Consider the following 26,481-nt stretch of genomic DNA (forward strand, 5'->3'; position numbering starts at 1 on the left):
CGTACATGCTCCCCAATACCAATCCGTTGATGATCTGTTGTACGAAGATATCCATCGAGCTGGTCTCCCGCGGGTGATACGGCCGGGCCTGTGCAGGCCCCCTGATCGCGGGGATTGTAGGAACCGCTTACACAGTCCCCCCTCGGGCTTACCCCCTTGGGGCCGCCTCGACAAAGGGGCAGCGCGCTATGGTTCGCCGTCGGCGTCGGGCGGGTCCGCCGGGCCCTGGCGGGCCTCGTCGTTGAGCCGGCGCAACTCGGCCAGCTTCTCGCCGATGCGCAACTCCAGCCCACGCGGCACCGGCTGGTAGAACTGGGGTGGCGTGTCCAGGCCATCGGGCCAGTAGCGCTCGCCGGCGGCAAAGCCACCGGCCTCGTCGTGCGCGTAGCGATAGCCCTGGCCATGGCCGAGGGCTTTCATCAGCTTGGTCGGTGCGTTGCGCAAGTGCGCCGGCACCGGGCGCGTCAGGTCCTGCTTGACGAAGGCGCGCACGGCGTTCCAGGCGCTGTAGACCGCGTTCGACTTGGGCGCCACGGCCAGGTAGACCACGGCCTGCGCCAGGGCCAGCTCGCCCTCGGGCGTGCCCAGGCGCTCGTAGGTCTCGGCGGCATCGAGTGTCAGCCGCAAGGCGCGCGGGTCGGCGTTGCCGATGTCCTCGCTGGCCATGCGCACCAGCCGGCGCGCCAGGTAGCGCGGGTCGGCGCCGCCATCGAGCATGCGGGCGAACCAATAGAGCGAAGCGTCGGGGTCGGAGCCTCGCACCGACTTGTGCAGCGCCGAGATCGTGTCGTAGAACTGGTCGCCGCCCTTGTCGTAGCGGCGCAGCTGTTCGCCGAGCGAGCGTTCGAGCATCGCCTCGTCGATCTGCTCGACACCGGGGCCCAGTTGGGCGACGAGGTTTTCGTAGGCGTTGAGCAGGCGGCGCGCGTCACCGTCGGCGTAGCCGATCAATCGCTGCGCGGCGGCCGGCGCCAGCTCGGGTGCGGCCAGCAGGTCACGCGCTCTCGCGAGCAGCTGCTGCTGGTCTGCGTCTTCGAGCGACTTCAGCACATGCACCGTCGCCCGCGACAACAGCGCCGAGTTGACCTCGAACGACGGGTTCTCGGTGGTCGCGCCGATGAAGGTGAACAGGCCCGACTCGACATGCGGCAAGAACGCGTCTTGCTGTGCCTTGTTGAAGCGGTGCACCTCGTCGACGAAGACGATCGTTCGCCGGCCCTGGGCGCGGGCCAGCTCGGCCTGGGCCACGGCGTCGCGGATCTCCTTGACCCCCGACAACACCGCCGACAGCACGATGAAGCGGGCATCGACCGCGCCGGCCACCAGCCGGGCCAGCGTGGTCTTGCCGACGCCTGGCGGGCCCCACAGGATCATCGAGTGCAGGCGGCCCTGCTCGAAGGCCACCCGCAGCGGCTTGCCGGGGCCCAGCAGATGGGCCTGGCCGATCACCTCGTCGAGGTGGCGCGGGCGCAGCCGCTCGGCCAGCGGCGCGGCCGGCGACAGCGCGGCGGCCTCCGGCCCTTCGGCAGCGGCGTCGGGCAGGTCTTGATCGTCGAACAGGGCGTCTTGCCGGGGCATTGGTGGATTGTGGCGCGAAGCGGCGAAGCATCGAATTGCCCGCCCCGCCGGCCCTTATTCACGCTTTGGCAGGGGGCGGCAGCGGCGGAAACTTCAGCCTGTTGACCCAGGAACGACCGAAGGAGCCCCTGCCATGAGCGCCACCCCGACTGAAACCCGCCCCGCCGCTGCGGTGGGCGCCCCCGTCGCCGCTGCTGCCACGGCCGGCGCACCGCGCGAATACCTGTCTTTCAAGCTGGGCAGCGAGGAATACGGCATCGACATCCTGCGCGTGCAAGAGATCCGCGGCTACGAGCCGCCGACCCGCATCGCCAACACCCAGCATTTCATCAAGGGCGTCGTGAACCTGCGCGGCGTGATCGTGCCGATCGTCGACATGCGCCTGCGCTTTCAGCTGGCGGACGTGCAGTACAACAGCTTCACCGTCGTGATCATCCTGAACATCGGCAACCGCACGGTCGGCATGGTGGTCGACTCGGTCAGCGACGTGCTGGAACTGGCCCCGGGCCAGATCAAGCCGGCGCCGGAATTCAATGGTGCGATCGACGCGGCCTACATCACCGGCCTGGGCACCATCAAGCATGGCGACGACGAGCGCATGCTGATCCTGATGGACATCGAGCAGATGATGACCGCGCCCGACATGGGCCTGATGGACGCCGACACCGCGGTGCACTGAGCAACGCGGCGCTCACCGGCCAAGAAGAAGGGCGCCCGCGAGGCGCCCTTGTCGTTTCTGGATCGGCGCAGGCCTACTGCTCCGAGACGTCGGCGCCGGCCGGGATGCTGAAGCTGAAGGTGGCGGCGGGCAGCGTCACCTCGGTGGCCAGGTCGTTGAGCTTCAGCAACGAGCGCTGGCCGAAGCTGTCGGCGATCTCGACCGCCATCAAGGCCTTGCCCTTGAAGCCGGCCTTGAGCCACTGGATCGTGCCACCCGTCTCGTGCGGGGTGGCCTGGACCCATTCGAGGCCGTCCTTGTCGGGCTGGTTCTTCAGCGCGAAGTTCTTTTCGATCGACGAGCCGGTCAACAGCGCGACCGGCGTGCTGCCCAGCGCGTCGCCCACCTTGCGCACGGTGACCTGGTTCAGGTCCGGGTCGTGGAACCAGACCTTCACACCGTCGCTGACGATGGTCTGCGCATAGGGCTTGGCGTAGTCGAAGCGAAAGCGGTTCGGCCGCGCGAAGCTGAAGTTGCCCGACGACAGCTTCTGCTTCGCGCCGTCGGGCGAGGTCACCGTCTGGGTGAAGCTGGACTGGCCCGACTTCACATCGCGCACGAAGGCGCGCAGCGATTCGGCGGCATCGGCCCAGGCCGCGCCGCTGAGCGACAGCAGCAAGACGGCGGGCGCTACAAACCGGACACTATTCATCACGCTTGGGCAACAGGATTTCTCGGTTGCCATTGGTCGACATGGAGCTTACGAGCCCGGATTGCTCCATTTGTTCCAGCAGGCGCGCCGCGCGGTTGTAGCCGATGCGCAAATGGCGCTGCACCAACGAGATCGAGGCCTTGCGGTGCTGCAGCACGATCGCCACAGCCTGGTCGTACATCGGGTCGGCTTCGCCGCCGCCCGCGCCACCGCCGCCCTCACCGGCTTCGCCACCCTCGCCGTCCAAGGTGCCGCCTTCGAGAATGCCCTCGATGTAGTTGGCCGGGCCTTGCGCCTTCAGCGCCTCGACCACGCGGTGCACCTCGTCGTCCGACACGAAGGCGCCGTGCACACGCACCGGCAGCCCCGTGCCCGAGGCCATGTAGAGCATGTCGCCCATGCCCAGCAGCGCCTCGGCGCCCATCTGGTCGAGGATGGTGCGGCTGTCGATCTTGCTCGACACCTGGAAGCTCAGGCGGGTCGGGATGTTGGCCTTGATCAGGCCGGTGATCACGTCGACGCTGGGGCGCTGTGTGGCCAGGATCAGGTGGATGCCGGCGGCGCGCGCCTTTTGCGCCAGGCGGGCGATCAGCTCTTCGACTTTCTTGCCGACCACCATCATCAGATCGGCCAGCTCGTCGATCACGACCACGATGAACGGCAGCCGCTCCAGCGGCTCGGGCTCTTCCGGCGTGAGGCTGAAGGGGTTGGGGATCAGCTCGCCGCGGGCCTTGGCGTCGTCGATCTTCTTGTTGTAGCCGGCCAGGTTGCGCACGCCCATCTTGCTCATGAGCTTGTAGCGCCGCTCCATCTCGCCGACACACCAGTTCAGCGCGTTGCTGGCCTGCTTCATGTCGGTGACGACCGGGCACAGCAGGTGGCCGATGCCTTCGTAGACGCTCATTTCGAGCATCTTCGGATCGATCATGATCAGCCGCACGTCGCGCGGCTCGGCCTTGTACAGCAGGCTCAAGATCATGCCGTTGATACCCACCGACTTGCCCGAGCCGGTGGTGCCGGCGACCAGGCAGTGCGGCATCTTGGCCAGGTCGGCCACCACCGGCGCGCCGATGATGTCCTTGCCCAGCGCCATCGTCAGCAGCGAGCCGGCGTCGTTGTAGACCTGCGAGCCCAGGATCTCGGCCAGGCGGATCGTCTGCCGCTTGGCATTGGGCAATTCGAGCGCCATCAGGTTCTTGCCCGGGATCGTCTCGACCACGCGGATCGACACCAGCGACAACGAGCGCGCCAGGTCCTTCGCGAGGTTGACGATCTGCGAGCCCTTGACACCGGTGGCAGGCTCGATCTCGTAGCGGGTGATCACCGGGCCCGGCTGGGCGGCGACCACGCGCACCTCGACGCCGAAGTCCGACAGCTTCTTCTCGATCAGCCGGCTGGTCATTTCGAGCGACTCGGGCGTCACCGTCTCGACGCGCGCCGGCGGCTTGTCCAGCAGGTCGATCTGCGGCAGCTTGTTGTCCGACAGCTCCATGAACAGCGGCTTCTGCCGCTCGCGCGCGACCCGCTCGGACTTGGGCACTTCGAGCACCGGCGGCTCGATCACGATCGGCGCGTGTTCCTCGAACTCCTCGCGGTCTTCCTCGACCTCGATCTCGCGCTCGCGCTGGGCCAATTCACCCAGGCGCACGTCTTCGGCGATCTCACGCTTTTCGATGTGGCGCTCGCGGAAACCTTCGACCCAGGCGCCCAGGCCGTCGGCCACGCGCAGCCACGAGAAGCGCAAGGCCAGCGGCAGCGCCACCACGAGCAGGCTGATCCACAGCACACCCGAGGCGAGAAAGCCCAGCTTCATCGACAGCGGGCCGAGCCAATAGCCCACCACCCCGCCGGCATGGCCGGGCAGGCGCGATTCCCAGCCGTACAGGCGCGTCCATTCGAGCGCACAGCTGGCCACCAGCAGCAGCACCAGGCCGCCGATGCGCGCCGAGCGCGGCCACGGTTGCAGCGCCTCGCCGCGCTGCACCGCACGCCAGCCCACCCACAGCTGCCGCCCGCCGGCCAGCACCCACCACCAGGCCGAGAAGCCGAACAGCACCAGCAGCACGTCGGCCACCCAGGCCCCAGGGGCGCCCAGCCAGTTCATCACAGGGCCGCCTTGGCCGCTGGTCGAGAAGCCAGGGTCGTCGGCGCGGCGGCTGACCAACGCCAGCGCGAGCGCCAGCCAGGCCAGCGTCATCAGCACCTGGCGCAGGCGTTGCCGAACGGGGTGGGCGGGGGCAGCGGCGGCCCGCGCAGCGCCTGCGGTGGTGCCGGGGCCGTTCAGTGCGGCGTTACGCCACATGGCGTGACATCGGGGCAGAGAAGGCGCCGCGGGCGCGGCGCGAATCGGGCGAAATCAGCAACAGCAAACGATCGATCATTCAGGCATTCGGTTCTTCAACACGACCGAGCCGCTTTCCAGCGTCTCGATCACCCCGCGTTCTTCGAGGTCCTTCATCACGCGGCTGACCATCTCGCGCGAGGCGCCGACGATCTTGGCCATGTCCTGCCGCGACACCTTGCCCTTGATGATCTTCTCGCCGTCGACGTCTTCGGCCATGTCGAGCAGCGTGCGGGCCACGCGGCCGTACACGTCGAGCAGGGCCAGCGATTCGATCTGCCGGTCGGCGCTGCGCAGCCGCCCGACCAGGCCACGCATGATCGCGTACGACAGGCTCGAATTTTCGGGCAGGCAGCGCGCGAACTCGGGCCGGCCGAGGATCAGCATGTCGCTTTGCACCTCGCAGCGCACGGTGGCCGAGTGCGGCTGGTTGTCGATCAGGCTCATCTCGCCGACGTAGTCGCCAGCCTCGAGCACCGCGAGGATCACTTCGCGGCCGCGCGAGTCGGAGGTCAGCACCCGTGCTCGGCCATTGAGCAGGATGAACAGCGCGTTACTTTTCTTGCCCTGCTCGACGACGATCTCGCCGCGCCGGTAGCGCCGCTTGACCACCCCGTCGGCCACCGCGCGGGCCTGTTCGTTCGTCAGCATCGAGAACAACGGCACCCGGCGAATCAAGTCCAGGTTGGACAGCATCGACATCAGTCATCCCCTCTTTGTTGGCCCTTTGCAGGTGGCATGCACGGCCCCGTTGGCGTTATGCCCGCACCGAGGCTGGGTATGCCGGCCGCTCATTAGAATGCGACCGACCGTATTCTTGCGCAGGCCCGAGCATATCGGTTTCCCTCGACGGGCGTCGCGTGTCCATGGTGGCCTTCACGCCACATTCGGGCCGCCGCGGCCAGGCCTCTTGCAAGCGCCGCTTCGCGCCCTCACCTGCCACGCCATGAGCACTTCGACCCCCACCCACGCCAAAGTCCTGATCCTCGGTTCCGGCCCGGCCGGCTACTCGGCCGCCATCTACGCGGCCCGCGCCAACCTGAAGCCGCTGCTCGTCACCGGCATGGCCCAGGGCGGCCAGCTGATGACGACGACCGACGTCGACAACTGGCCGGCCGATGTGATGGGCGTGCAGGGCCCCGAGTTGATGCAGCGATTCCAGCAGCATGCCGAACGGTTCCAGACCCAGATCGTGTTCGACCATATCAACGAAGTCGATCTGTCGCAGCGGCCCTTCAAACTCAAGGGCGATTCGGGCGCCTACACCTGCGACGCGCTGATCATCGCCACCGGCGCGTCGGCCAAGTACCTGGGGCTGCCCTCTGAAGAAGCCTTCATGGGCCGCGGCGTCAGCGGCTGCGCCACCTGCGACGGCTTCTTCTACCGCGGCGACACGGTCTGCGTGGTCGGTGGCGGCAACACGGCGGTCGAAGAGGCGCTGTACCTGTCGAACATCGCGAGCAAGGTGCACATGGTGCACCGCCGCGACAAGTTCCGCGCCGAAGCGATCCTGATCGACAAGCTGATGGACAAGGTCGCCGCCGGCAAGATCGAGCTGCACCTGTTCAAGACGCTGGACGAAGTGCTGGGCGACCAGAGCGGCGTGACCGGCGTGCGCCTGAAAGACACGATGAGCGAAGCCACCACCGAGCTGGCGCTCAAGGGCTGCTTCATCGCCATCGGCCACCAGCCCAACACCGACATCTTCAAGGGCCAGGTCGAGATGAAGGACGGCTACATCAACACCCGCACCGGCCAGGCCGGCTTTGCCACGATGACCAGCGTGCCGGGCGTGTTCGCCGCGGGCGACGTGCAGGACCACATCTACCGCCAGGCCATCACCTCGGCCGGCTCGGGCTGCATGGCCGCACTGGACGCGCAGCGGTTCCTCGAGCAAGAGGCCTGAGGGCTGATTCCTTTGCTTCTTGGCGCCCCGAACCAGGCTGTTGTAGAATGCCTGGTTACTTTGGGCTCTCGCCGCCCTTTCGGCGCATGTGCGTGAGCCCAGCCGGAGCGCATGGGGCGCTGCCGTCATCAATTCAAGGAGAGCTACATGGCTCGCGTGTGTCAAGTCACGGGCAAGGGCCCGATGGTCGGGAACAATGTTTCCCACGCCAACAACAAAACGAAGCGTCGCTTCCTGCCGAACCTGCAGTACCGCCGCTTCTGGGTTGAGAGCGAAAACCGTTGGGTGCGCCTGCGCATCAGCAACGCCGCGCTGCGTCTGATCGACAAGGTCGGCATCGACCAGGTCGTCGCCGACCTGCGCGCCAAGGGCACGCTGTAAAGCGCGCCGCCCACTCAACGCACTGACAGGAGTCACGCACCATGGCAAGCAAAGGCGGCCGCGAGAAGATCAAGCTGGAGTCCACCGCAGGCACCGGCCACTTCTACACCACGAACAAGAACAAGAAGACCACGCCCGAGAAGCTCGAATTCATGAAGTTCGATCCGAAGGCGCGCAAGCACGTGCTGTACAAGGAAATCAAGCTGAAGTAAGCCCTGCGCTTGCTTGGCATAAGAAGCCCGCCCCTGGCGGGCTTTTTTCATGGGCGCGCTGTATGGCACCACTCCGCTTCGCGTGGGCCCCCTCGCAGCCACCGTCGCCCCAGCCGCCTTCTCGGCAGAGCGCGACAATCTTGAATCCGCTCAGCCTCCTGCGCAATGCAACGCGCAGCGCGCCCGAATCACCATGAAAAAAGCCCACCATTCGGCGGGCTCCAATGGTCCGGCGAAGCCCGGACCCTCCAAGTGGCGTGCGTGGATCCGGCTTCGCCGGTCCACTGCGCGAGCCCCCTCGGGGGGCAGCCCCTGGAAAGGGGCGTGGGGGCCAAAAACTACGCGTGCGCAGCCCGAAGCTGCATGGAGAACTCACGCAGCGCAGCGATGCCGCTCTCTTCGGCGCGGCGGCACCAGTCCTGCAGGTCGGCCACCAGTTGCTCGGCCGATACGTTGGTGCGGGTCCACAGCAGGCGAAGCTCTTCTCGCATCGTCACCAGCTTCTTCAGCACCGGCGCATCGTCCATCGCGTGGTCGAGGTGGGTGCGCAGGTTGCTGGGGATCTTCTCGGCGTCGCGGTGCAGCCAGCGTTCGGCGATGCGCAGGTTCGTCCAGGCCGCGCCGGTCTTGGCGGCGCCCTGGGCCTTCAAGTTCGCCAGCTCGACCGCGCAGGTGCGGCGCAGCTGCTTGGCGTAGTTCGCCATCACCTCGTAGCGGTTGGCGATGACGGCTTCGAGCGTTTGCGAGTCCGCCACCGGCTTGACCGAGCCCAGCACCAGCTGCGGCGGGGTCTTGCGCACCTTGGCCAGGTGCAGCATCTCGAGCCCGCGGATGTAGGCCCAGCCGATGTCGAATTCGTACGGCTTGACCGACAGCTTGGCCGAGGTGGGGTAGGTGTGGTGGTTGTTGTGCAGCTCTTCGCCGCCGATGATCACGCCCCAGGGCGAGATGTTGGTCGACGCGTCCACCGCTTCGAAGTTGCGGTAGCCCCACCAGTGGCCCAGGCCGTTGATGATGCCGGCCGCGGTGATCGGGATCCACGCCATTTGCACCGCCCACACCGTGGCGCCGGCAGCGCCGAACAGCAGCACGTCGATGATCAGCATCAGGCTGACCCCCAGCGCGCTGTGGCGGGTGTAGAGGTTGCGCTCGATCCAGTCGTTCGGGGTGTTGTGGCCAAACTTGTCCAGCGTTTCCTGCACCTTGGCTTCGGCACGGTACAGCTCGCTGCCCGTCAGCAGCACGGTCTTGATGCCGTGGGCGACGGGGCTGTGCGGGTCGTCCTGGGTTTCGCACTTGGCGTGGTGCTTGCGGTGAATGGCCACCCATTCCTTGGTGACCATGCCCGTGGTCATCCACAGCCAGAAGCGGAAGAAATGCGACGGGATCGCATGCAGCTCGAGCGCACGGTGCGCCTGCGAGCGATGCAAGAAGATGGTGACCGAAGCGATCGTGATGTGGGTCATGACCAGCGTCAGCACGATCAGCTGCCACCAATTGGCGCCGACCAAGCCATGCGCCGCCCAATCAATAAAGGCCGAGAAAATCGCTTCCAGATCGGTCATGTGCGTGCTCAGGCACCCGGGATTCGGGCAAGTGCCAAATTGTAGTGACGATGCCGGGCCCGCCAGCGTGGGAAAAACGCAGGAGAAAACCAGCAGTTGCGAAGGTAAATGGTGGCCACCCGAGCCAGCTCAAGCCCGGCGCTGCCAGGCGGCGGCGAAAAAGCCGTCGGTCCCGTGCTTGTGCGGCCACAGGCGCAGGTAGTCACCGGTCACCAGCTCGTCGGCCCGCTCGATCTGCGCCGATGCCAGCGCCGGACCGGCGGGCAAGGGCTCGAAATCAGGGTGGGCGGCGGCGAAGGCCTCGGCAATCGCCTCGTTCTCGCTGTGCAGCAGGCTGCAGGTCGCGTAGACGAGCCGCCCGCCCGGTTTGACCAGCCGTGCCGCACTGGCCAGGATGTCGCGCTGCTTGGCGTTCAACTCTTCGATCGCCTTGGGCGACTGGCGCCATTTCAGGTCGGGATTGCGGCGCAGCGTGCCCAGGCCGGAACATGGCGCATCGACCAGCACGCGGTCGATCTTGCCGGCCAGGCGCTTGATGCGCTCGTCGCGCTCGTGGGCGATCTGGGCCGGGTAGACGTTGGACAAGCCGCTGCGCGCCAGGCGCGGCTTGAGCCCTTCGAGCCGGTGGCCCGACACGTCGAAGGCGTACAGCCGGCCGGTGTTGCGCATCAGCGCGCCCAAAGCCAAGGTCTTGCCGCCGGCGCCGGCACAGAAGTCGACCACCATCTCGCCGCGCTTGGGTGCCAGCAACAGCGCCAGCAGCTGGCTGCCTTCGTCCTGGACCTCGACATCACCGCGGATGAACAGCTCGAGCTTTTGCAGCGCCGGCTTGCCTTCGATGCGCAGCCCCCACGGCGAATAGGGCGTCGGCACGGCCTCGATGCCGGCCTCGGCCAGCGCCGCGCGAACGTCGTCGCGCTTGGCCTTCAGCGCATTGACCCGCAGGTCCAGGTGCGCCGCCTGCTCGATGGCCTTCACCAGCGGCCAGAAGTCGTCGCCCAATTCCTTCTTCAGCGCCGAAGCCAGCCAGTCCGGCAGGTTGTGGCGCAGCTTCTCGGGCAGGCCCTCGGTGTCGATGGCCTGCACCTCGGCCAGCCACTTCTGCTCTTGAGGGCCCAGGGCCCCACGCAGGAAGGTGTCGCTGCCCTGCCAGGCCAGCGCGGCCAGGCGGCGCTCCAGCGCGCCGCTGCCGCTCTGGGCCAGGTGGGCTAGCCGCAAGCGCTGGCGCAGCACGGCGTAGGTGGTCTCGGCCAGGCTGTGGCGCTCGCGCGGGCCGAGGCCTCGGTGGCGGCGGAAGAAGGCCGACACCACAGCGTCGGCCGGTTGATCGAGTTTCAGCACCTGGCGCAACAGCTCGGTCGCCAGGTCCAACAGGGCATTAGGATGCATGGGTGGATTATCCCCGTGCCCCGCAGCGCGCCCGCGACGTGCGCCGCCGCGCATGAAGCGCGTCTGGTCGCATTTGACGGTGCGGCCGCGAATGTCGCTGGCGTTGGTGATCGGCGTGGTCGCAGGTTTGTACGCGCCGGCCAGCACACGGGTGAGCCAGGGCCTGATCGGCTGGAACGTCGGTGTCTGGTCTTACCTGGCGATGATGGCCTGGACGATGGCGCGGGCCGACCATGGCCAATTGCGGCGCACCTCGCTGGCCCACGCCGAAGGTGCCGCGGTGGTGCTGGGCCTGGTGATCGCCGCCAGCGTGGCCAGCGTGGCGGCCATCGTGGCCGAGCTGGCCTGGGCGCGCACGGGGCACGGCTCGCCGTTGGCCCTGGCTCACGTGGGGCTGGCGGTCAGCACGCTGGTCGGCGTGTGGTTGCTGTTGCCGGTGGTCTTCACCCTCAGCTACGCCAGCCACTACTACCACCACGCCCAGCCGGGCGGGTTGAAGTTCCCCGACGAAGACCCGCGCTTCCAGCCGAACTACGTCGACTTCCTGTACTTCTCTTTCACGCTCGCGGTGGCTGCACAGACCGCCGATGTCGTGATCACCAACCGCACGATGCGTGGCCTGGTGCTGCTGCAGGCGGTGCTGTCGTTCGGCTTCAATGCCGCCATCCTGGCGTTGGCGATCAACATCGCCGCGGGGCTGCTGCCGTCGGTCAGCTGAGCACCGAGGCGGGCCAGAGCACCTGTGATTCGCCGTCCAGCTGCGTCACGATGCCATCGGCCAGCTGCAGGCGGCCTTCGACGAACCAGCGCACGGCGCGTGGGTACAGCAGATGCTCGCGCTCCAGCACGCGTGCCGACAGCGATTCCTCGTCGTCACCCGGCAGTACCGGCACGACCGCCTGGGCCACGATCGGGCCGTGGTCGAGCTCGGGCGTCACGAAGTGCACCGTGACGCCGGCCAGCTTGCAACCGGCCTCTATCGCGCGCCGGTGCGTGTGCAGGCCGGTGAAGGCCGGCAACAGCGACGGGTGCACGTTCAACATCCGCCCTTCGTAGTGCCGCACGAAGCCGGCGCCGAGGATGCGCATGAAACCGGCCAACACCAGCAGGTCGGGGCCCCACAGGTCGATCACGCGGGCCAGCTCGGCGTCGAAGGCCTCGCGGGTCTGGAACGCCTTGTGATCGACCACGGCGGTCGCGATGCCACGCTCGGCCGCCCAGGCCAGCCCGGCCGCGTCGGCCTTGTTGCTGACGACGCCGACCACCCGCGCCGGCCAGCCCTCGGCGGCGCAGCGTTCGACGACGGCTTGCATGTTGCTGCCACGGCCGGACAGCAGGATCACGATTCGCTTCATAGAGGCGGCAGAGTTTAAGCGGGCCCTCCGCCGGCCGGTGCCGGTCTGAGAGAATCGTCGGCCGCTTTACTGAGGCTTCCCGGCCGCCCCGCGAACATGGTCACGCGCCCCCGCGTTCTTTCCGGCATGCGCCCCACCGGCGCCTTGCACCTCGGCCACTACCACGGTGCACTGAAGAACTGGGTGCGGCTGCAGGACGACCACGACTGCTTCTTCTTCGTCGCCGACTGGCATGCGCTGACCACCCACTACCAGGAGCGCGAGGTCATCGAGCGCAATGTCTACGACATGGTGGTGGACTGGCTGGCCGCCGGGGTCGACCCGAACCGCGCGACGCTGTTCATCCAGAGCCGCATTCCGGAGCACGCCGAGCTGTTCACGCTGCTGGCGATGGGCACGCCGCTCAGCTGGCTCGAGCGGGTGCCGAGCTACAAGCACCAGATCACGGCCCAGCCGAACCGCGACCTGGCAACCTACGGCTTCCTCGGCTACCCGCTGCTGCAGGCGGCCGACATCCTGATCTACCGCGCCAACTTCGTGCCGGTGGGCGAAGACCAGGCCGCGCACGTCGAGGTGACGCGCGAAGTGGCCCGCCGCTTCAACCATCTGTACGGCCGCGGGCAGCCCGAGCCGGTGCTGCCCGAGCCTGCGGCCCTGTTCACCGAAACGGCGCGATTGCCCGGCCTGGACGGCGAGAAGATGAGCAAGAGCGCCGACAACACGATCGAGATGCGCGAGGAGCCCGACGTGGTGGCGCAGAAGATCCGCCGCATGCCGACCGACCCGCAGCGCGTGCGCCGAAGCGACGCCGGCGACCCGGCACGCTGCCCCGTCTGGCCTTTCCACCAGCTCTACTCCAACGCCGAGACGCAGACGTGGGTGCAGCAAGGCTGCACCACCGCAGGCATCGGCTGCCTCGATTGCAAGCAACCGGTGATCGAATCGATCCAGCGCGAACAGCAGCCCTGGCGCGAGCGTGCCGAGGCCTACCTGTCGAACCCGAAGCAGGTGCACTGGATCGTCGAGATGGGCACCGAGCGGGCGCGCACGATCGCCCGGCAGACGATGAAGGACGTGCGCGAAGCGATGGGCCTGGCGTACTGATACGACGGCGCAACGACGTGACGCCCCGCCTGTCTGCCCCGCTGCTGATGCTGATGGCGGCGCTGCTGTTCTCGGTCATGGGCGTTTGCGTCAAGCTGGCCTCGGCCTACTACAGCGCCGGTGAGATCGTGCTGTACCGCAGCGTGGTGGGCGCCCTGTTCATCTTCGGTTTCACCCAGGTGCGCGGCGGCAGCCTGCGCACCACCGTGCCGGGGATGCATTTCTGGCGCAGCCTGACCGGCGTCTGCTCGCTGGTGCTGTGGTTCTACTCGATCGGCAAGCTGCCGTTGGCCACCGCCATCACGCTGAACTACATGAGCTCGGTGTGGATGGCGCTGTTCCTGATCGGCGGGGCGGTGATGCTGGGCTCGGCCAAGGTCGACCCGCGGCTGGTGGCCACCGTGTTGACCGGCTTCGCCGGCGTCGCGCTGGTGTTGCAGCCCACGCTCGAACACGACCAGTTCCAGGGCGCGCTGGCAGGCCTCACCTCGGGCATCGGCGCCGCCATGGCCTATTTGCAGGTCACCGCGCTGGGCCGGGTGGGCGAGCCGGAATACCGCGTCGTCTTCTACTTCTCGCTGGGCGGCATCGTGGCCGGCGGCTTGCTGATGCTGGCCAGCGGCGCGCACGGCCACACCTGGCTCGGCGCCGCGCTGCTGCTGGCCACCGGCGTGCTGGCCACCGTGGCGCAGATGATGATGACGCGCGCCTATGCCATCGGCCGGGCGCTCACCAACGCCAGCCTGCAGTACCTGGGCATCGTCTTCTCGTTCATCTTCGGCGTGCTGATCTTCGACGATCCGGTCACGCTCGTGGCGCTGGCCGGCATGGTGCTGATCGTCGGCGCCGGCCTGGCCGCCACCCGGCTGCGCCAGCGCAGCGCGCCCGCCGCCAGCGAATCATCCAGCTTCGAATCCTGAAGCCCCATTCCTCATGCCCGCCATGCCCACCCTGCCCCTGCCCTCCCCCCTGATCAGCGCCACCGACCTGTTGGCCAGGCTCGGCCCATCGGCCGCCTGGCCGGTTCTGCTCGATTGCAGCTTCGACCTCGCCGACCCGAAGGCCGGCGAGGCCGCGCATGCCAAGGGCCATTTGCCGGGCGCACGCTACGCCCACCTCGACCGCGACCTGTCGGGCGCGAAGACGGCGCGCGGCGCGATCGACGGTGGTCGCCACCCGCTGCCCACACGCGAAGGCTTTGCCGCAACGCTGACGGCCTGGGGCATCGGCCCGGACACGCCGGTCGTGGCCTACGACAACCAGGGCGGCCCGTACGCGGCGCGTGCGTGGTGGCTGCTGCGCTGGCTGGGCCACAGCCAGGTGGCGGTGCTGGACGGCGGTCTCGCCGCCTGGCAAGCGGCCGGTGGGCCCGTCGACCTGGCCCCCTGCCGGCCCGAACCGGCTGCCACGCCCTACCCGGCCCGGGCACCCGCGATGCCGACGGTGTCAGCCAGTCTGCTGCAGGCCTCGCCCGCCGCTCTGTTGGTGATCGATGCGCGCGCGCCCGAGCGCTTCCGCGGCGATGTCGAGCCGCTGGATGCGCAGGCCGGCCACATCCCCGGCGCGCGCAACCGCTTCTTCAAGGACAACATCGGCGCGGATGGGCGCTTCCTACCGGCCGACGCATTGAAGAAGGCCTTTGCGGCCTTCGGCACGCCCGCCGAACGCATCGTCCACCAGTGTGGCTCGGGCGTCACCGCCTGCCACAACCTGCTGGCGATGGAAGCCGCCGGTCTGACCGGCTCGGCCCTCTATCCGGGATCGTGGAGCGAGTGGTCCAGCGACCCCGAGCGGGCGGTGGCGCGCGGCTGAGGCTGCCGCGCGACACCTTGGGTGCTTGACGGGTATCAAGACAAGCGGCGCCGAACGCGCAACACTTGACAGATGGGCCGGGCATTTCCGGCGCGCCAGCGAAGGAGAGCAGCATGTACAGCAACATCCTGGTTCCCACCGACGGGTCCGACATCACGTCCAAGGCCGTTCAGACCGCCATCCGGCTGGCGAAGACGCTGGGGGCGCGGTTGTCGACGATCAGCGTCAAGGAGCCGTTCCCCTACAGCGCAATCTCCGAGATGCAGCCGGTGCCGCCGCAGGAGTTTTACGACGCCCAGGAGCGCATTGCCGCGGCGAGGGTGAAATCGGTCGTCGACGCCGCGGCCCTCGAAGGCCTGAGCTGCGCGGGCCACACCGTCGAAGCACTCCACCCCTGGGAAGCGATCACTGACTACGCCAAGGCCCAAGGCTGTGACCTGATCGTGATGGCGTCACATGGCCGGCGAGGTGTCAGCGCGCTGTTGCTGGGCAGCGAAACGCAAAAGGTGCTGACGCACAGCGCGGTGCCGATCCTGATCGTCAAGTAGCGCGCCGCCAGCGCGACGCAGCGGCCGGGCGCCGCTCAGTCGTGCATCAGCCGGGTGGCCGACAACACCAGCAGCAGCCCGGCCCCGATCCACGCCACCTGGGCGAGGATTTCGCGCCAGGGCAGATGCCGTTGCATCTGCGGGATCAGGTCGGCCACCGCCACGTAGATGAAGCTGCTCGACGCCACCACCAGCAGGTACGGAAACACGTCCTGCCAGGCGCCGACGACGAAGTAGCCCAACACCCCGCCGACCACCGCGGTGAGGCCTGACGCCGCGTTGTACAGCAGCGCCTTCTGGCGGCTGAAGCCCGCGTTGATCAGCACGATGGTGTCGCCCACCTCCTGCGGGATCTCATGCAGGATCACTGCGAGTGAGGTCGTCACGCCCAACTCCGGGCTGGCCAGGAAGGCGGCCGCGATGATCACGCCATCGCAGAAGTTGTGGATGCTGTCGCCGACCAGCACGCTGAAGCCACCGCGCCCGGCCTGCTCGGCATCGAAGTGGTGATGGTGCTCGTGCCCGTCGCCCTCGTGGTGGTGGGCATGGCGGTACAGCTCGGCCTTTTCCAGCAAGAAGAAGAACAGCAACCCGACCAGCAAGGTGGTGAACAGCGCGTGCGGGCTGGCCTTCTGGCTCTCAAACGCCTCGGGCAACACATGCAGCAGCGCCGTCGCGAGCAGCACGCCGGTCGACAGGCTGACCAGGTGCTTGACCAGCCTGCCCAGCACGGCGAAGGTCATCGACGCAGCGATCACGACCGACAGCACCCCGCCGATCAGCGTGGCGGCAACGATGTAGAGCAGGGTCATGGGTTGGCGTGGAAATGAAAACCGCGCCCGAAGGCGCGGCGGCGCGAATCAGCTGGCGGCTGCAGGCAGTGCCCTGCACCGCGGCCCGCGGCGGTCGCCCAATCCCACCGTCACGCGCGGCTGGGCGGCCGGGACCAGATCTGCCGAGATCTTATCAACCGTGTCAAGCGCCGCGCTCGCCAAGCGACCCGCCCGCCCCGGCGATGGGGCCGACGGGCCAGCCCCGCCGGCACACTGGCTCAAGACTGGCCGAGACGCAGGATCTTGGCCTTCGACGGGACGCCGTTCGAATCGATCGCGAACAGCATGTAGAACCCCGGCGGCGCATTGTTGGCCAGGGCCGGCAAGGTGACGCTGAGGTTCTTACCGGTCTGCGTGAAGCTCAGGTCCTGGAAGCGCTGCTCGTTGCTGAACGCATGCGTGACCGCGCCGAAACGCACCAGCGTCATGCGGGTGACGGCGTTCTTGTTGCTCATCGCCACCGGAATGGTTTGGCCCCAGGTGGCCGCCGTGGGCGCGGTGACGATGCCCGGCCGAGTCGCCGGCAAGCCCGAGCCGTCGTTCTTGTAGAGGTACGGCGGGAAGTAGATTTCGGCGTTCAACTGGGACACCGGGCCGGGCGCACCACCGCCGCCGGTCAGCACCGAGCCGTCGGGCATCAGCATCGAGATGCTGTGGTACAGCCGTGCCTTGGTGGCGGTCGCTGCCGGCGTCCAGGTGCCGGTGGCCGGGTCCCAGGTCTCCGAGTCGTAGACCGCGCCGACCAGGTCGTTGCCGGTGGTCGAGCCCCCGTTGACCCACACCTTGCCGTCGGCCAGCACGGTGGCGTTGCCGAACTGGCGGTCGGCCGACAGCGGCGCGGCCGGCGTGACGACCGGGCTGTCGCCGTTGATGTCGACCACGACCGCCTGGGCAGCGTCGCGAACCGACAGGATCTTGCCGGGCTGGTACATCGCCGCCGGCAGCATGTAGGCGCCAGCCGGCATCGTGCCGGGCAACTGGGTGACCGCGCCGGTGCCGGACACGTCGAGCGAGTAGATCTCACCCATCACGTTGAAGATGACGACCTTGCCTTGCGGCGACCACCAGGCACGCGGGTAGTTCCAGGCTTGCACGCGCCCACCGTAGGCCGCGTCGCTGGTCGCGGTGGTCAGCGTGCGCCAGCCGGTGGTGGCGTTGTAGACCTCGGGGGTGCTGGCGTAGGTGTCGGCCGTCGGCGGGTACTGGCTGTTGCCTTCGTAGAAGCGGTCGATGCGGCCACCGATGACCGCCTGCTCGCCACTGGCGGTGGTGATCAACGTGGCGTACCAGCGCTGGTAGGCCATCGACTGGGCCTGCTTGGTCAACTGGTTGTTGGCCGGGGTGAACAGGTTGACGTCGTTGTTGGCGTAGTTGCGCTGGCCGTTGACGATGCGGTCACCGCCGACCAGCAGCACGTCGCCGGTCACCGGCAACAGGGCCTGGCCGGCGCAGAAGATGTCGGTGCCCGTGGTGTTGGACAACAGCGTCTTGGACTTCGAGCCCATGCCTTGTGCCGGGTCCCAGATCGCGTAGTTCAGCAAGGCGCCCTGGATGCCGCTGGGCTTGCTGCCATAGCTGAGCACACGGCCGTCGGGCAACAGCACGGTGTGCAGCGGGATCAGCGGCCAGGTGAACGCGGCGCCGAACACGCCCTTCTGGTGCGCATCGGATGGGCCCGTGGGCACGCTGATGGCCTGCGCGCGCTGCTCACCCAGGGCCGATTCACGCCCGCTCGCATCTTCGTCCCAGGCCACTCCCGGGCCGGCGCCGTAGTCGACCGGTGCATCGAAGGCGCTTTGCCGGTCTTCCTCGACTTGCAACGAGGCATCGGGCGACAGCGCACCGCCGCAACTGGCCAGCGCGGCAATCGCCAGCAGCTTCAGCGCATGGCCACCAGCGCGGCGCACGGTGATGATGGACGGACTCTTCTTCAACGACATCGGGCGGGACATGGACGCACCTCCACATATTTGGGTTTGCCCTGAATTTTGCCTGCCCACCCTGTCGTTCGCCTGCACAATTCGTGGCCATGCCCCTAACTTTGCCCTCCCCATCCGGCCCTCTGGCCGCGATAGACATGGGGTCGAACAGCTTTCGGCTGGAAATCGGCCAGATGCGAGACGGCCGATACCGCAGGCACCAATACCTGAAGGAAACCGTGCGCCTGGGCGCCGGCCTGGACGCCGACGGCATGCTGACCGAAGAGGCCGCGCTGCGCGGCCTGGCCTGCCTGAAGCGCTTTCGAGACGGCCTGGCCGGTTTGGGTGCGGCGCAGGTACGCGCGGTCGCGACGCAGACGCTGCGCGAGGCACGCAATCGCAATGCCTTTCTCGAGCGGGCGCAAGCGGCGCTCGGCGTGCCGATCGAGGTGATCTCGGGCCGCGAGGAAGCCCGGCTGATCTACGCCGGCGTGTCGCACCTGCAGCCGTCGGACGCCAAACGGCTGGTGATCGACATCGGCGGCCGCTCGACCGAGATGATCCTTGGCCAAGGCCGGCAGCCCGCGCAGGCCGAGTCGTTCCAGGTCGGCAGCGTCAGCCTGTCGATGCGCTACTTTCCTGAAGGCCGCTATTCGGCCAGCGCCTTCCGCGCGGCGCAGGTGGCCGCCGGCGCCGAGCTGGAAGAGGCCCTGGCCGACTACACGCCCAACCGCTGGCACGAGGCGCTGGGCTCGTCCGGCACGGCCGGCGCTGTCTCAGAGGTGCTGGCGGCCAGCGGCAAGACCGACGGCCGCATCACGCCCGAGGGGCTGCGCTGGCTGATCACCGAGTGCATCGCCGCCGGCTCGGTCGAGCGCATCAAGCTGCCCGGCCTGAAGCCCGAGCGCCGTGCGGTGCTGGCCGGCGGGGTGGCGATCCTGTACACGCTGGCCACGCACTTTCGCATCCCCGAGCTGCTGCCGGCCAAGGGCGCGCTGCGCCAGGGCGTGATCATCGACCTGCATGACCGTCTGGTGGCTCACCACCTCGCGCGCGGGCACGATCTGCGCGACGATTCGGTGCAGCGGCTGCAGCACCGCTTTGCGGTCGACCGCGAACAGGCCCGGCGCGTGCGCGATCTGGCGCTGCGCTGGCATGGCCAGATCGCCCCCGGCGCCGACGCCGAACGGCAGCACGAGCTGCGCTGGGCCGCCGAGCTGCACGAGATCGGCCTGATGGTGTCGCACCACGACCACCACCGGCACAGTGCCTACCTGGTGGCCAATGTCGACGCTGCCGGCTTTTCGCAAAGCCAGCAGCGCCGGGTGGCCGAGCTGGTGCTCGGCCAGCGGGGCGGCCTGCGCAAGATCGACGATGCACTGGCCCGGGAGGACGTCGCCTGGCAGCTGCTGTGCCTGCGACTGGCGGTCATCCAGTGCCATGCGCGAGGCTCGGTCGACCCTGGCGCCATCGACATCGAGCGGCGCGGGCAGACGGCTTACTTGCGCTGGCCTCAAGGCTGGGCCGACCAGCACCCGCGCGCGCTGCACCTGTTGCGCGAAGAAGCCGAAGCCTGGGCGCGCAGCGGGGCGCTGTCGCTCGAACTGCCCTGAGCGTCACGGCGCGCGGGGCCGCGAAAGCCGCCCACGCGCGCCGCCCAACGACGTCAAGCCGGCAGCATGAAACCCAGCGTGCGGTCCGGGAAGACCGACAGGTTGGGCAGGATCGCGTCGATCTGCGGCCCGGTGGAGCCGAACCACTTCAGCAGCGTGCTGGCGTACTGGTCGACGCTGGCCGTCGGGATCCAGCGGCCCTGCTTTTCCCACTCTTCCACGCCCACGTCGTCGGGGCCGCCGAGGACCGGCGTCGGGTACTCGCCATAGGTGGCGCCGCCCTTGACCGAGCCGCCGCACACCAGCTGGATGTTGCCCCACGCGTGGTCGGACCCGCTGCTGTTGTTGGGCAGGAAGGTGCGGCCGAAATCGCTGCTGGTGAACGCGGTGACCTGCTTGTTCAGGCCCAGGTTGACCATCGCGTCGTGGAAGCAGGCCATCGCGCTGGCCACCTGGGCCAGCAGGTCGGCGTGGCTGCCGGTCGTGCTGTCGCTGTTGGCGATCTGGTTGGCGTGGGTGTCGAAGCCGCCCAGGCTGGCGAAATAGATGTGGCGGTCGCCCTGCACCTGCTGGCGGCCGGCGATCAGCTTGGCGATCTGGTAAAGCTGGCTGCCCAGGCTGGTCGTCAGCGTCTGGCCGTCGATCAGCGGGTCGAACGCCTTGTCGATCCCGGCCGGCACGCTGTTGTCGCCGGGCAGCCCCTTGACCAGCTCGGCCAACCGGTCGGACATCTCGAACGCGTCGCGCTGCATGCTGGCGTAGATCTCGGTCATCTCGCCCTTCTGGCCCGGCGCGTACAACGCATCGACCGCGGCCTTGCGCTTCTGGTCGGCCGGGTAGGCGATGTCACCGGGCGCCAGGCCGGCCGCAGCGAACACGCCGCCTGGCCCGGGCAACACCAGGGCCGGCGATGTTTCGCCGGTGCCGAAGCGGCTGTTGCCACCCAGCGAGATCACCGGGTAGGTGGTCGCCATCGTCTCGGTCGCGCGGGCGCCCCAGCCGGTGCGGGCCATCGACTCGGTGCTCGCGGTTTCCCAGGCGCGCTGCTGGTCGGAGTGGGAGAACAGGTTGTCCGGCACCAGCGGCGAGTCGGCTCCCGCGGCCACGTATTGCGCCTTCGTCAACGGCGCCGACAGCGGGCCGACGTTGACGATCGGCGCCAAGTGCCCGGCCGACCACATCGGCAGCAGCGGCTTCATCGACGGGTGCAGGCCGAAATCGGTGCCCGACAGCCGCAGCAGCGAGGTCTTGGGCAGCGCCAGCAGGCTGCGCGCCTGGCTGTACTGCGCAAAGCGCGAATCGGTCGGCACCATCATGTTGTAGCCGTCGTTGCCGCCGACCAGGTAGATGCAGACCAGGGCCTTGTAATCGCCGGCCTGCGCACTGCGCGGCGCCAGCAGCGAGCCCACGCCGCCGAGCGCTGCCAGGCCGGCCGTGCCGCCCAGCATGCGCAACCAGTCGCGACGGCGCAAAGAGGAAGAGGTGATGCGTTTCATCGTCGGGCCTTGCGTCGTTCAGCGGATGATCTGGTACTGCGGCGCGCTCATCACGAGCCAGCCGGCGCGTTGCACGCGCTGCTTGCGCCAGTCCCCGGGGCTGTTCTTGTCGTTGTAGTGCTCCACGGCCTCGATCACCTTGGTGCGCGCCGGCCCCGGCAAGGGCTGGCCCAGCACCAGGTTGCTCATGCGGTCGACCAGCTTGGGCGCATCGCTGGCGTCGGCCACCCAGGCGTCGTAGTTCAGCTTGGTGCCGACCGCACCGGGCACGTCTTTCTGCGGGTCGGCGCCGTTCCAGTCGAACATCATCGTCAGGTAGTTCAGCCGGTTCAGCGCGGTGCTGGCGTTGTGGATGCCGAAACTCGGCCCGATCAGCTTGCTGCCGCTGAGCGGAAAGTCCTGCGGGTAGTAGTTGAAGACCGTCGGCGCGCGGAAGATGTGCTGGCTCATGTTCTCGCCCTGCCACCAGCCGAGCGCGTTGCCGTCGGTGTCGCCGCCGATGGCGCGGATCACGCCGGTGAACAGCTGTGCCGGCTCGCGCAGCCGGCCCGCCTTGTCCGACGGCTTTTCGGTCCGGGCTTCCTTGTCCAGCAGCACGGCGGCCACCGTGGCCGAGAGGTCACCCTTCTTGCCGGTGCCGATGCCGTCGTAGGTGCCGGTATTGAAGGCCTTGGTCACCCGGGCCACATACTCGGGCGTCGGGTTGCTGGTCACCAGTTGCTGGATCAGGTGCTTGCCGACGAACGGGCCGATGTTCGGGTGCGACATCAGGCTGTCGAGCACCTTGTCGAGCGCTTTCGGCGCCGTGGCACTGGCAGGCACGAGCACGTCGGACAGCAGCTTGCGCTGCCTGGTGTCGCGCAGCGTGCCGCCCGCGGGCACCATCTCGCCGTAGAGGTACTTGCAGTTGGCGCCGTCGGGGTGGCAGCCCCAGCGGTCAGCACCACCGGGCGGGTAGGTCCAGCCGGTCAGCGCATAGGCGTATGAGCGCACGCGCTCGTTGTCGTAAGTGGCGACGCACTTGCCACCCACCAGCGAGCCGTCGTTGTTGAGCTTGCACGGCCCGATCGTGAACAGCTGCAGCAGCTCGCGCGCGAAGTTCTCGTTCGGCGCCGCCTGGTCGTTGTTCACGTGGTTCAGGTACTCGCCCATCATCGGCGAGACGGCCACCTGCCGCAGCAGGTCGCGGTAGTTGCCGAACGCGCCGGCCATCATGTTGTTGTAGAACAGGCGCAGGCCGTAGGTGCCGTCGACGTCCACATTGCTGATCACCAGCAGCTGGTTCAGCGCCAGTGCCACCCGCTGGCGCAACTGGTCGTCGTTGCGCACCGCATTGCGGTAGAAGTCCCACAGCAGCGGTTCGGACGACAGGTAGTCGCGCCAGCAGTTGGGGTCTTTAACGTGGTCCGGCAGCTGGCAGAAGTCGGTCGTCGAGGTGTTCTTGTCGGGCGAGTTGTCGCCGCCCAGCTTGTAGCGCGAGACCGACAAGCCCAGCTGGTTGACGATCCAGGCCTTGGCCCCCTTGGTGCGGATGTTGGCGACCAGCGCCTCGCTCGGCCCGAACGTGGCCTGGTGCGCCAGCCGAACCGCGTCGGACTGGGTGGTCACGAAGGCTTCGGCGCCTTCGCCCTGACCGCCGGTGACACCGGCTGCGGTGCGCCGCTCGCCCGCGGCCGCGCTGTCGTCGTCACCGCCCCCGCTGCCGCCACAGCCTGCCAGCGCCACGGCGGCCATGCCGGCCACCAGCCAACGCCGCAGGGGGCGGCCCTCCCAAACAAGGTGTCGCTTCATAGTTCGTGGCGGGCGGCACGGCCTGTTCGAAGGAACAGTACTGCGTGCCGGTTAGACCCCGGCGGCGAATGATGAAGTGCCAAAAGGCCCTTCAGTGGGGCCTATTCGTAACCGATTGCGACGGCAATCCGCGTGCCTGCCCTGAAAAGGGCTGGCCCTCATGCGCTGCGCGATGTCACAAATTTAATCAGCCGGCCTTTTCACCCCGGCAGCCGGGAAGCCCACGCCTCTGGGGAAAACCCGACCGTGACGGCGCCATCGGGCCACTCCACGACCGGGCGCTTGATCACGCTGGTCTGCTGATGCATCAGTTGCTCGGCGCTCGCAGCGTCGACAACGCGGGCCTGCGTGGCCGCGTCGAGCTTGCGCCAAGTGGCGCCTTGGCGGTTCAGTAATTTTTCCCAACCGACCGCCTGGGCCCAGCGCCGCAGATCGGTCGGGCTTGCCCCGGCCTTCTTGAAATCGATGAAGTCGTGCGCCACACCATGGTCGGTCAGCCAGGCGCGGGCGCGCTTGACCGTGTCGCAGTTGGGGATGCCATGCAGGCGCAACGTCATCGGAGCTCGTCTTTCTCGTTCACTTCACAAATCGGGTCCGGGCCGTAGCCCGAGTCCCGCACCACGCGGCTCGGCTCCACCGTCACCATGAACCACTGGCAAAAGGGCGTTTCATAGCGCCAGGCCCAGACGGTGGCGCCACGCCAGATGCCGAACTGGTGGACCGGGCGGCCGAGTTTGTAGCGCAACTCGTCGGCGGTCATGCCGGGCGTGATCTGGTTGAAGACGTCTTCGCGCAACACCTGGTCCCAGCGCTCCACCTTGCCGGTGGCATCGAGATCGACCATGAAGGTGTGCTTGCCGAACGGGCCGCGGGCGAATTCGAGCCGCTCGCCGCCCTCGGGCCGCGGGTAGCGGCCGGTGGGCGGGCCCATCTGGTCCTGCACCTGGCGGGCGGTGGCGCCGGTGGGCAACTGGCCGGGGCCGTAGCCCGCGCAGCCTGCCAGGGCCGCCGCGGCGAGCACGCAAATTCTCGTGGACAAAGGCATCATCTTCACTGGGGAGCGAACGTGGATGGCGGCGCTTTGCTGCAGTGCGAAAACGGCACGTCCAATCTATCACCGCGCCTAGAATTGAGGTTTACCTTTTCGCGCCGACCCCACCCGCGCCGCTGGTTCACCGCACCATGACCCGCAAGCTCTTCGTCACCACCGCCCTGCCCTACGCCAACGCGCCGTTCCACATCGGGCACATGATGGAGTACATCCAGGCGGACATCTGGGTGCGGTTCCAGCGCATGCGCGGCGCCGAGGTGCATTTCGTCTGCGCCGACGACACCCACGGCGCGCCGATCATGATCGCCGCCGAGAAGGCCAGCAAGACGCCGCAGGCCTATGTGGCCGAGGTGGCCGCGGGCCGCGCGAAGTACCTCGACGGCTTTCACATCGCCTTCGACAACTGGCACTCGACCGACGCGCCCGAGAACCACACGCTGGCGAAAGAGGTCTACCTCGCGCTGCGCAAGAACGAGCTGATCGACGTGAAGACGATCGAGCAGTTCTACGACCCCGAGAAGGGCATGTTCCTGCCCGACCGCTTCATCAAGGGCGAATGCCCGAAGTGCGGCGCCAAAGACCAGTACGGCGACAACTGCGAGGTCTGCGGCGCGGTCTACACGCCGATCGAGTTGAAGAACCCGTACTCGGCCCTCTCGGGCGCGACGCCGGTCATCAAGAGCAGCGAGCACTACTTCTTCCGCCTGTCCGACCCGCGCTGCGTCGAGTTCCTGCAGGGCTGGATGAACGAGCCGGGCCGGCTGCAGCCCGAGGTGCTGAACAAGATCAAGGAGTGGTTTGCCACCGACGAGAACGGCAAGACCGGCCTCGGCGACTGGGACATCTCGCGTGACGCCCCGTACTTCGGCATCGAGATCCCCGACGCGCCGGGCAAGTACTTTTACGTCTGGCTCGACGCGCCGATCGGCTACCTCGCCTCGTTGTCCAACTATTGCAGCAAGAAAGGCCTGAGCCTGGACACGCTGCTGGCCGACCCCGCGCTGGAGCAGGTGCACTTCATCGGCAAGGACATCACCACCTTCCACACGCTGTTCTGGCCGGCGATGCTGCATTTCTCGGGCCGCAAGGTGCCCGACCACGTGTTCGTGCACGGCTTCATCACCGTCAACGGCGGCGAGAAGATGAGCAAGAGCCGCGGCACCGGCATCTCGCCGCTGAAGTACCTCGAGCTGGGGCTGCACCCCGAATGGCTGCGTTACTACATCGCCGCCAAGCTGAACGCCCGCGTCGAAGACATCGACTTCAACCCCGATGACTTCTCGGCCCGTGTCAACTCCGACCTGGTCGGCAAGTACATCAACATCGCCAGCCGGGCCGCCGGCTTTCTGGCCAAGCGTTTCGGCGGCACGCTGTCGGGCGACCTGGGGGTCGAGGGCTCCAGCCTGCTCGAAACGCTGCGCGCCCACCGCGGCGCCGTCGAGCAGCTGTACGAAGAGCGCGAATACGGCAAGGCGCTGCGCGAGATCATGGCGCTGGCCGACAAGGTCAACGAATACGTCGACGCCCACAAGCCGTGGGAGCTGGCGAAGAGCGCCGACAACGCCGCGGCGCTGCACGACGTGTGCAGCACCTGCATCGAGGCCTTCCGACTGCTGACGATCTACCTGAAGCCGGTGCTGCCGGCACTGGCCGCGAGCGTCGAGGCCTTCTTGCGCGTCGAGCCGATGGTGTTCACCGATGCGGCCCGCCCGCTGGGCGCCCACACGATCGGCACCTACCAGCACCTGCTGCAGCGCGTCGACGAGAAGAAACTCGAAGCGCTGTTCGAGGCCCCGCCGGCCGCCGAGGCCGCACCGGCGTTGCCCGGCGGCGAGGCGATCGCCGAAGAGATCAAGATCGACACCTTCGCCGCGGTCGACCTGCGGATCGCCAAGATCGTCAATGCCGAGCATGTCGAAGGCTCGGACAAGCTGCTGCGCCTGACGCTCGATGTGGGCGAGGGGAAGCTGCGCAACGTCTTCTCCGGCATCAAGAGCGCCTACCAGCCCGCAGACCTGATCGGCAAGCTGACCGTGATGGTGGCCAACCTGGCGCCGCGCAAGATGAAGTTCGGCGTGTCCGAGGGCATGGTGCTGGCCGCCAGCCACGCCGACGAGAAGGCCAACCCCGGCGTCTTTGTGCTCGAGCCCTTCCCCGGCGCCCAGCCGGGCATGCGGGTGCGCTGATGCGCCCGGGCAGGTAGGCCGCGGCGAGCCG

General features: G+C 67.9%; 24 protein-coding genes. 11 read left to right on the forward strand and 13 right to left on the reverse strand.

The genetic code is table 11. From position 1 onward, the window contains the following. Window positions 1-186 precede the first annotated feature (186 nt). Window positions 187-1,578 carry a replication-associated recombination protein A gene (locus ACE3SG_RS26810; RefSeq protein WP_374569321.1) on the reverse strand — a complete coding sequence of 464 codons (1,392 nt, stop codon included), beginning with the start codon at window positions 1,576-1,578 and terminating at the stop codon, window positions 187-189. A 133-nt stretch (window positions 1,579-1,711) separates the two neighbouring features. Between ACE3SG_RS26810 and ACE3SG_RS26815 the strand changes: the two genes are divergently transcribed. Further along, window positions 1,712-2,257, forward strand: coding sequence for a chemotaxis protein CheW (locus ACE3SG_RS26815; protein WP_374569322.1), 546 nt, complete (start codon window positions 1,712-1,714; stop codon window positions 2,255-2,257). Window positions 2,258-2,330: 73 nt separating this feature from the next. Here ACE3SG_RS26815 and lolA read toward each other — a convergent pair whose 3' ends face one another. The 3 genes from lolA to ACE3SG_RS26830 form a co-directional block, all read right to left on the reverse strand. Continuing rightward, window positions 2,331-2,948 carry an outer membrane lipoprotein chaperone LolA gene (lolA, locus tag ACE3SG_RS26820; protein WP_374569323.1) on the reverse strand — a complete coding sequence of 206 codons (618 nt, stop codon included), beginning with the start codon at window positions 2,946-2,948 and terminating at the stop codon, window positions 2,331-2,333. Further along, window positions 2,941-5,250 (reverse strand): DNA translocase FtsK, encoded by a 2,310-nt coding sequence (locus ACE3SG_RS26825; RefSeq protein WP_374569324.1) that lies wholly within the window; start codon window positions 5,248-5,250, stop codon window positions 2,941-2,943. Before ACE3SG_RS26825 ends, lolA begins: the two co-directional genes overlap by 8 nt. A gap of 75 nt (window positions 5,251-5,325) precedes the next feature. Then, a complete protein-coding gene (locus tag ACE3SG_RS26830) occupies window positions 5,326-5,991 on the reverse strand; it encodes a Crp/Fnr family transcriptional regulator (RefSeq protein ID WP_374569325.1) in 666 nt (221 codons plus the stop codon). A 244-nt stretch (window positions 5,992-6,235) separates the two neighbouring features. Here ACE3SG_RS26830 and trxB point away from each other — a divergent pair, with 244 nt between their 5' ends. The 3 genes from trxB (at window position 6,236) to rpmG (ending at window position 7,788) form a co-directional block, all read left to right on the forward strand. Next, window positions 6,236-7,195 carry a thioredoxin-disulfide reductase gene (trxB, locus tag ACE3SG_RS26835; protein WP_374569326.1) on the forward strand — a complete coding sequence of 320 codons (960 nt, stop codon included), beginning with the start codon at window positions 6,236-6,238 and terminating at the stop codon, window positions 7,193-7,195. A 147-nt stretch (window positions 7,196-7,342) separates the two neighbouring features. Continuing rightward, on the forward strand, window positions 7,343-7,576 hold the full coding sequence (gene rpmB, locus ACE3SG_RS26840; protein WP_329716519.1) for a 50S ribosomal protein L28: 234 nt from the start codon (window positions 7,343-7,345) through the stop codon (window positions 7,574-7,576). A 41-nt stretch (window positions 7,577-7,617) separates the two neighbouring features. Beyond that, entirely contained in the window at window positions 7,618-7,788 is a 171-nt protein-coding gene (rpmG, locus tag ACE3SG_RS26845) for a 50S ribosomal protein L33 (protein WP_025564431.1), read from the forward strand. Between the two features lie 338 nt (window positions 7,789-8,126). Here rpmG and ACE3SG_RS26850 read toward each other — a convergent pair whose 3' ends face one another. Both ACE3SG_RS26850 and ACE3SG_RS26855 read right to left on the reverse strand, forming a co-directional pair. Beyond that, complete coding sequence (locus ACE3SG_RS26850; protein ID WP_374569327.1) at window positions 8,127-9,353, reverse strand: fatty acid desaturase; 1,227 nt, start codon at window positions 9,351-9,353, stop codon at window positions 8,127-8,129. A gap of 129 nt (window positions 9,354-9,482) precedes the next feature. After that, entirely contained in the window at window positions 9,483-10,742 is a 1,260-nt protein-coding gene (locus ACE3SG_RS26855) for an RsmB/NOP family class I SAM-dependent RNA methyltransferase (protein ID WP_374569328.1), read from the reverse strand. 52 nt (window positions 10,743-10,794) lie between these two features. Between ACE3SG_RS26855 and ACE3SG_RS26860 the strand changes: the two genes are divergently transcribed. Continuing rightward, window positions 10,795-11,460, forward strand: coding sequence for a DUF1345 domain-containing protein (locus ACE3SG_RS26860; protein WP_374569329.1), 666 nt, complete (start codon window positions 10,795-10,797; stop codon window positions 11,458-11,460). Here ACE3SG_RS26860 and purN read toward each other — a convergent pair. Further along, complete coding sequence (gene purN / locus ACE3SG_RS26865; protein WP_374569330.1) at window positions 11,453-12,097, reverse strand: phosphoribosylglycinamide formyltransferase; 645 nt, start codon at window positions 12,095-12,097, stop codon at window positions 11,453-11,455. The genes ACE3SG_RS26860 and purN overlap by 8 nt on opposite strands. Before the next feature lie 96 nt (window positions 12,098-12,193). On the opposite strand from purN, the gene trpS reads away from it, so the two are divergent. The 4 genes from trpS to ACE3SG_RS26885 all read left to right on the forward strand — a co-directional run bounded on the left by trpS (window position 12,194) and on the right by ACE3SG_RS26885 (window position 15,561). Next, window positions 12,194-13,201, forward strand: a complete 1,008-nt coding sequence (gene trpS / locus ACE3SG_RS26870; RefSeq protein WP_374569331.1) for a tryptophan--tRNA ligase — start codon at window positions 12,194-12,196, stop codon at window positions 13,199-13,201. Between the two features lie 17 nt (window positions 13,202-13,218). Continuing rightward, entirely contained in the window at window positions 13,219-14,121 is a 903-nt protein-coding gene (locus ACE3SG_RS26875; protein ID WP_374569332.1) for a DMT family transporter, read from the forward strand. Window positions 14,122-14,143: 22 nt separating this feature from the next. Further along, window positions 14,144-15,013: a sulfurtransferase gene (locus ACE3SG_RS26880; RefSeq protein ID WP_374569333.1), complete on the forward strand. Its 870-nt coding sequence runs from the start codon at window positions 14,144-14,146 to the stop codon at window positions 15,011-15,013. Window positions 15,014-15,126: 113 nt separating this feature from the next. Next, entirely contained in the window at window positions 15,127-15,561 is a 435-nt protein-coding gene (locus tag ACE3SG_RS26885) for a universal stress protein (RefSeq protein WP_374569334.1), read from the forward strand. 35 nt (window positions 15,562-15,596) lie between these two features. On the opposite strand, the gene ACE3SG_RS26890 is transcribed toward ACE3SG_RS26885, so the two are convergent. Continuing rightward, window positions 15,597-16,373 (reverse strand): ZIP family metal transporter, encoded by a 777-nt coding sequence (locus tag ACE3SG_RS26890; RefSeq protein WP_374569335.1) that lies wholly within the window; start codon window positions 16,371-16,373, stop codon window positions 15,597-15,599. Window positions 16,374-16,612: 239 nt separating this feature from the next. Next, window positions 16,613-18,346 carry a galactose oxidase-like domain-containing protein gene (locus tag ACE3SG_RS26895; RefSeq protein ID WP_374569336.1) on the reverse strand — a complete coding sequence of 578 codons (1,734 nt, stop codon included), beginning with the start codon at window positions 18,344-18,346 and terminating at the stop codon, window positions 16,613-16,615. Window positions 18,347-18,423: 77 nt separating this feature from the next. Between ACE3SG_RS26895 and ACE3SG_RS26900 the strand changes: the two genes are divergently transcribed. Further along, a complete protein-coding gene (locus ACE3SG_RS26900) occupies window positions 18,424-19,926 on the forward strand; it encodes an exopolyphosphatase (protein WP_374569337.1) in 1,503 nt (500 codons plus the stop codon). Between the two features lie 53 nt (window positions 19,927-19,979). Here ACE3SG_RS26900 and ACE3SG_RS26905 read toward each other — a convergent pair whose 3' ends face one another. The 4 genes from ACE3SG_RS26905 to ACE3SG_RS26920 all read right to left on the reverse strand — a co-directional run bounded on the left by ACE3SG_RS26905 (window position 19,980) and on the right by ACE3SG_RS26920 (window position 24,252). Beyond that, entirely contained in the window at window positions 19,980-21,422 is a 1,443-nt protein-coding gene (locus ACE3SG_RS26905) for a DUF1501 domain-containing protein (protein WP_374569338.1), read from the reverse strand. 18 nt (window positions 21,423-21,440) lie between these two features. Next, the gene (locus ACE3SG_RS26910) at window positions 21,441-23,213 is read right to left on the reverse strand and encodes a DUF1800 family protein (RefSeq protein ID WP_374569339.1); all 1,773 of its coding nucleotides are present in this window, start codon (window positions 23,211-23,213) and stop codon (window positions 21,441-21,443) included. Window positions 23,214-23,413: 200 nt separating this feature from the next. Then, entirely contained in the window at window positions 23,414-23,770 is a 357-nt protein-coding gene (locus ACE3SG_RS26915) for an arsenate reductase (protein ID WP_374569340.1), read from the reverse strand. Next, entirely contained in the window at window positions 23,767-24,252 is a 486-nt protein-coding gene (locus ACE3SG_RS26920) for a hypothetical protein (protein WP_374569341.1), read from the reverse strand. The genes ACE3SG_RS26915 and ACE3SG_RS26920 overlap by 4 nt, the downstream gene beginning before the upstream one ends. 143 nt (window positions 24,253-24,395) lie before the next feature. Here ACE3SG_RS26920 and metG point away from each other — a divergent pair, with 143 nt between their 5' ends. Then, complete coding sequence (gene metG, locus ACE3SG_RS26925) at window positions 24,396-26,450, forward strand: methionine--tRNA ligase (RefSeq protein WP_374569342.1); 2,055 nt, start codon at window positions 24,396-24,398, stop codon at window positions 26,448-26,450. The last annotated feature ends 31 nt before the right edge of the window (window positions 26,451-26,481 follow it).

The sequence above is a fragment of the Ideonella sp. genome (assembly GCF_041914305.1).
Lineage (GTDB): Bacteria > Pseudomonadota > Gammaproteobacteria > Burkholderiales > Burkholderiaceae_C > Ideonella.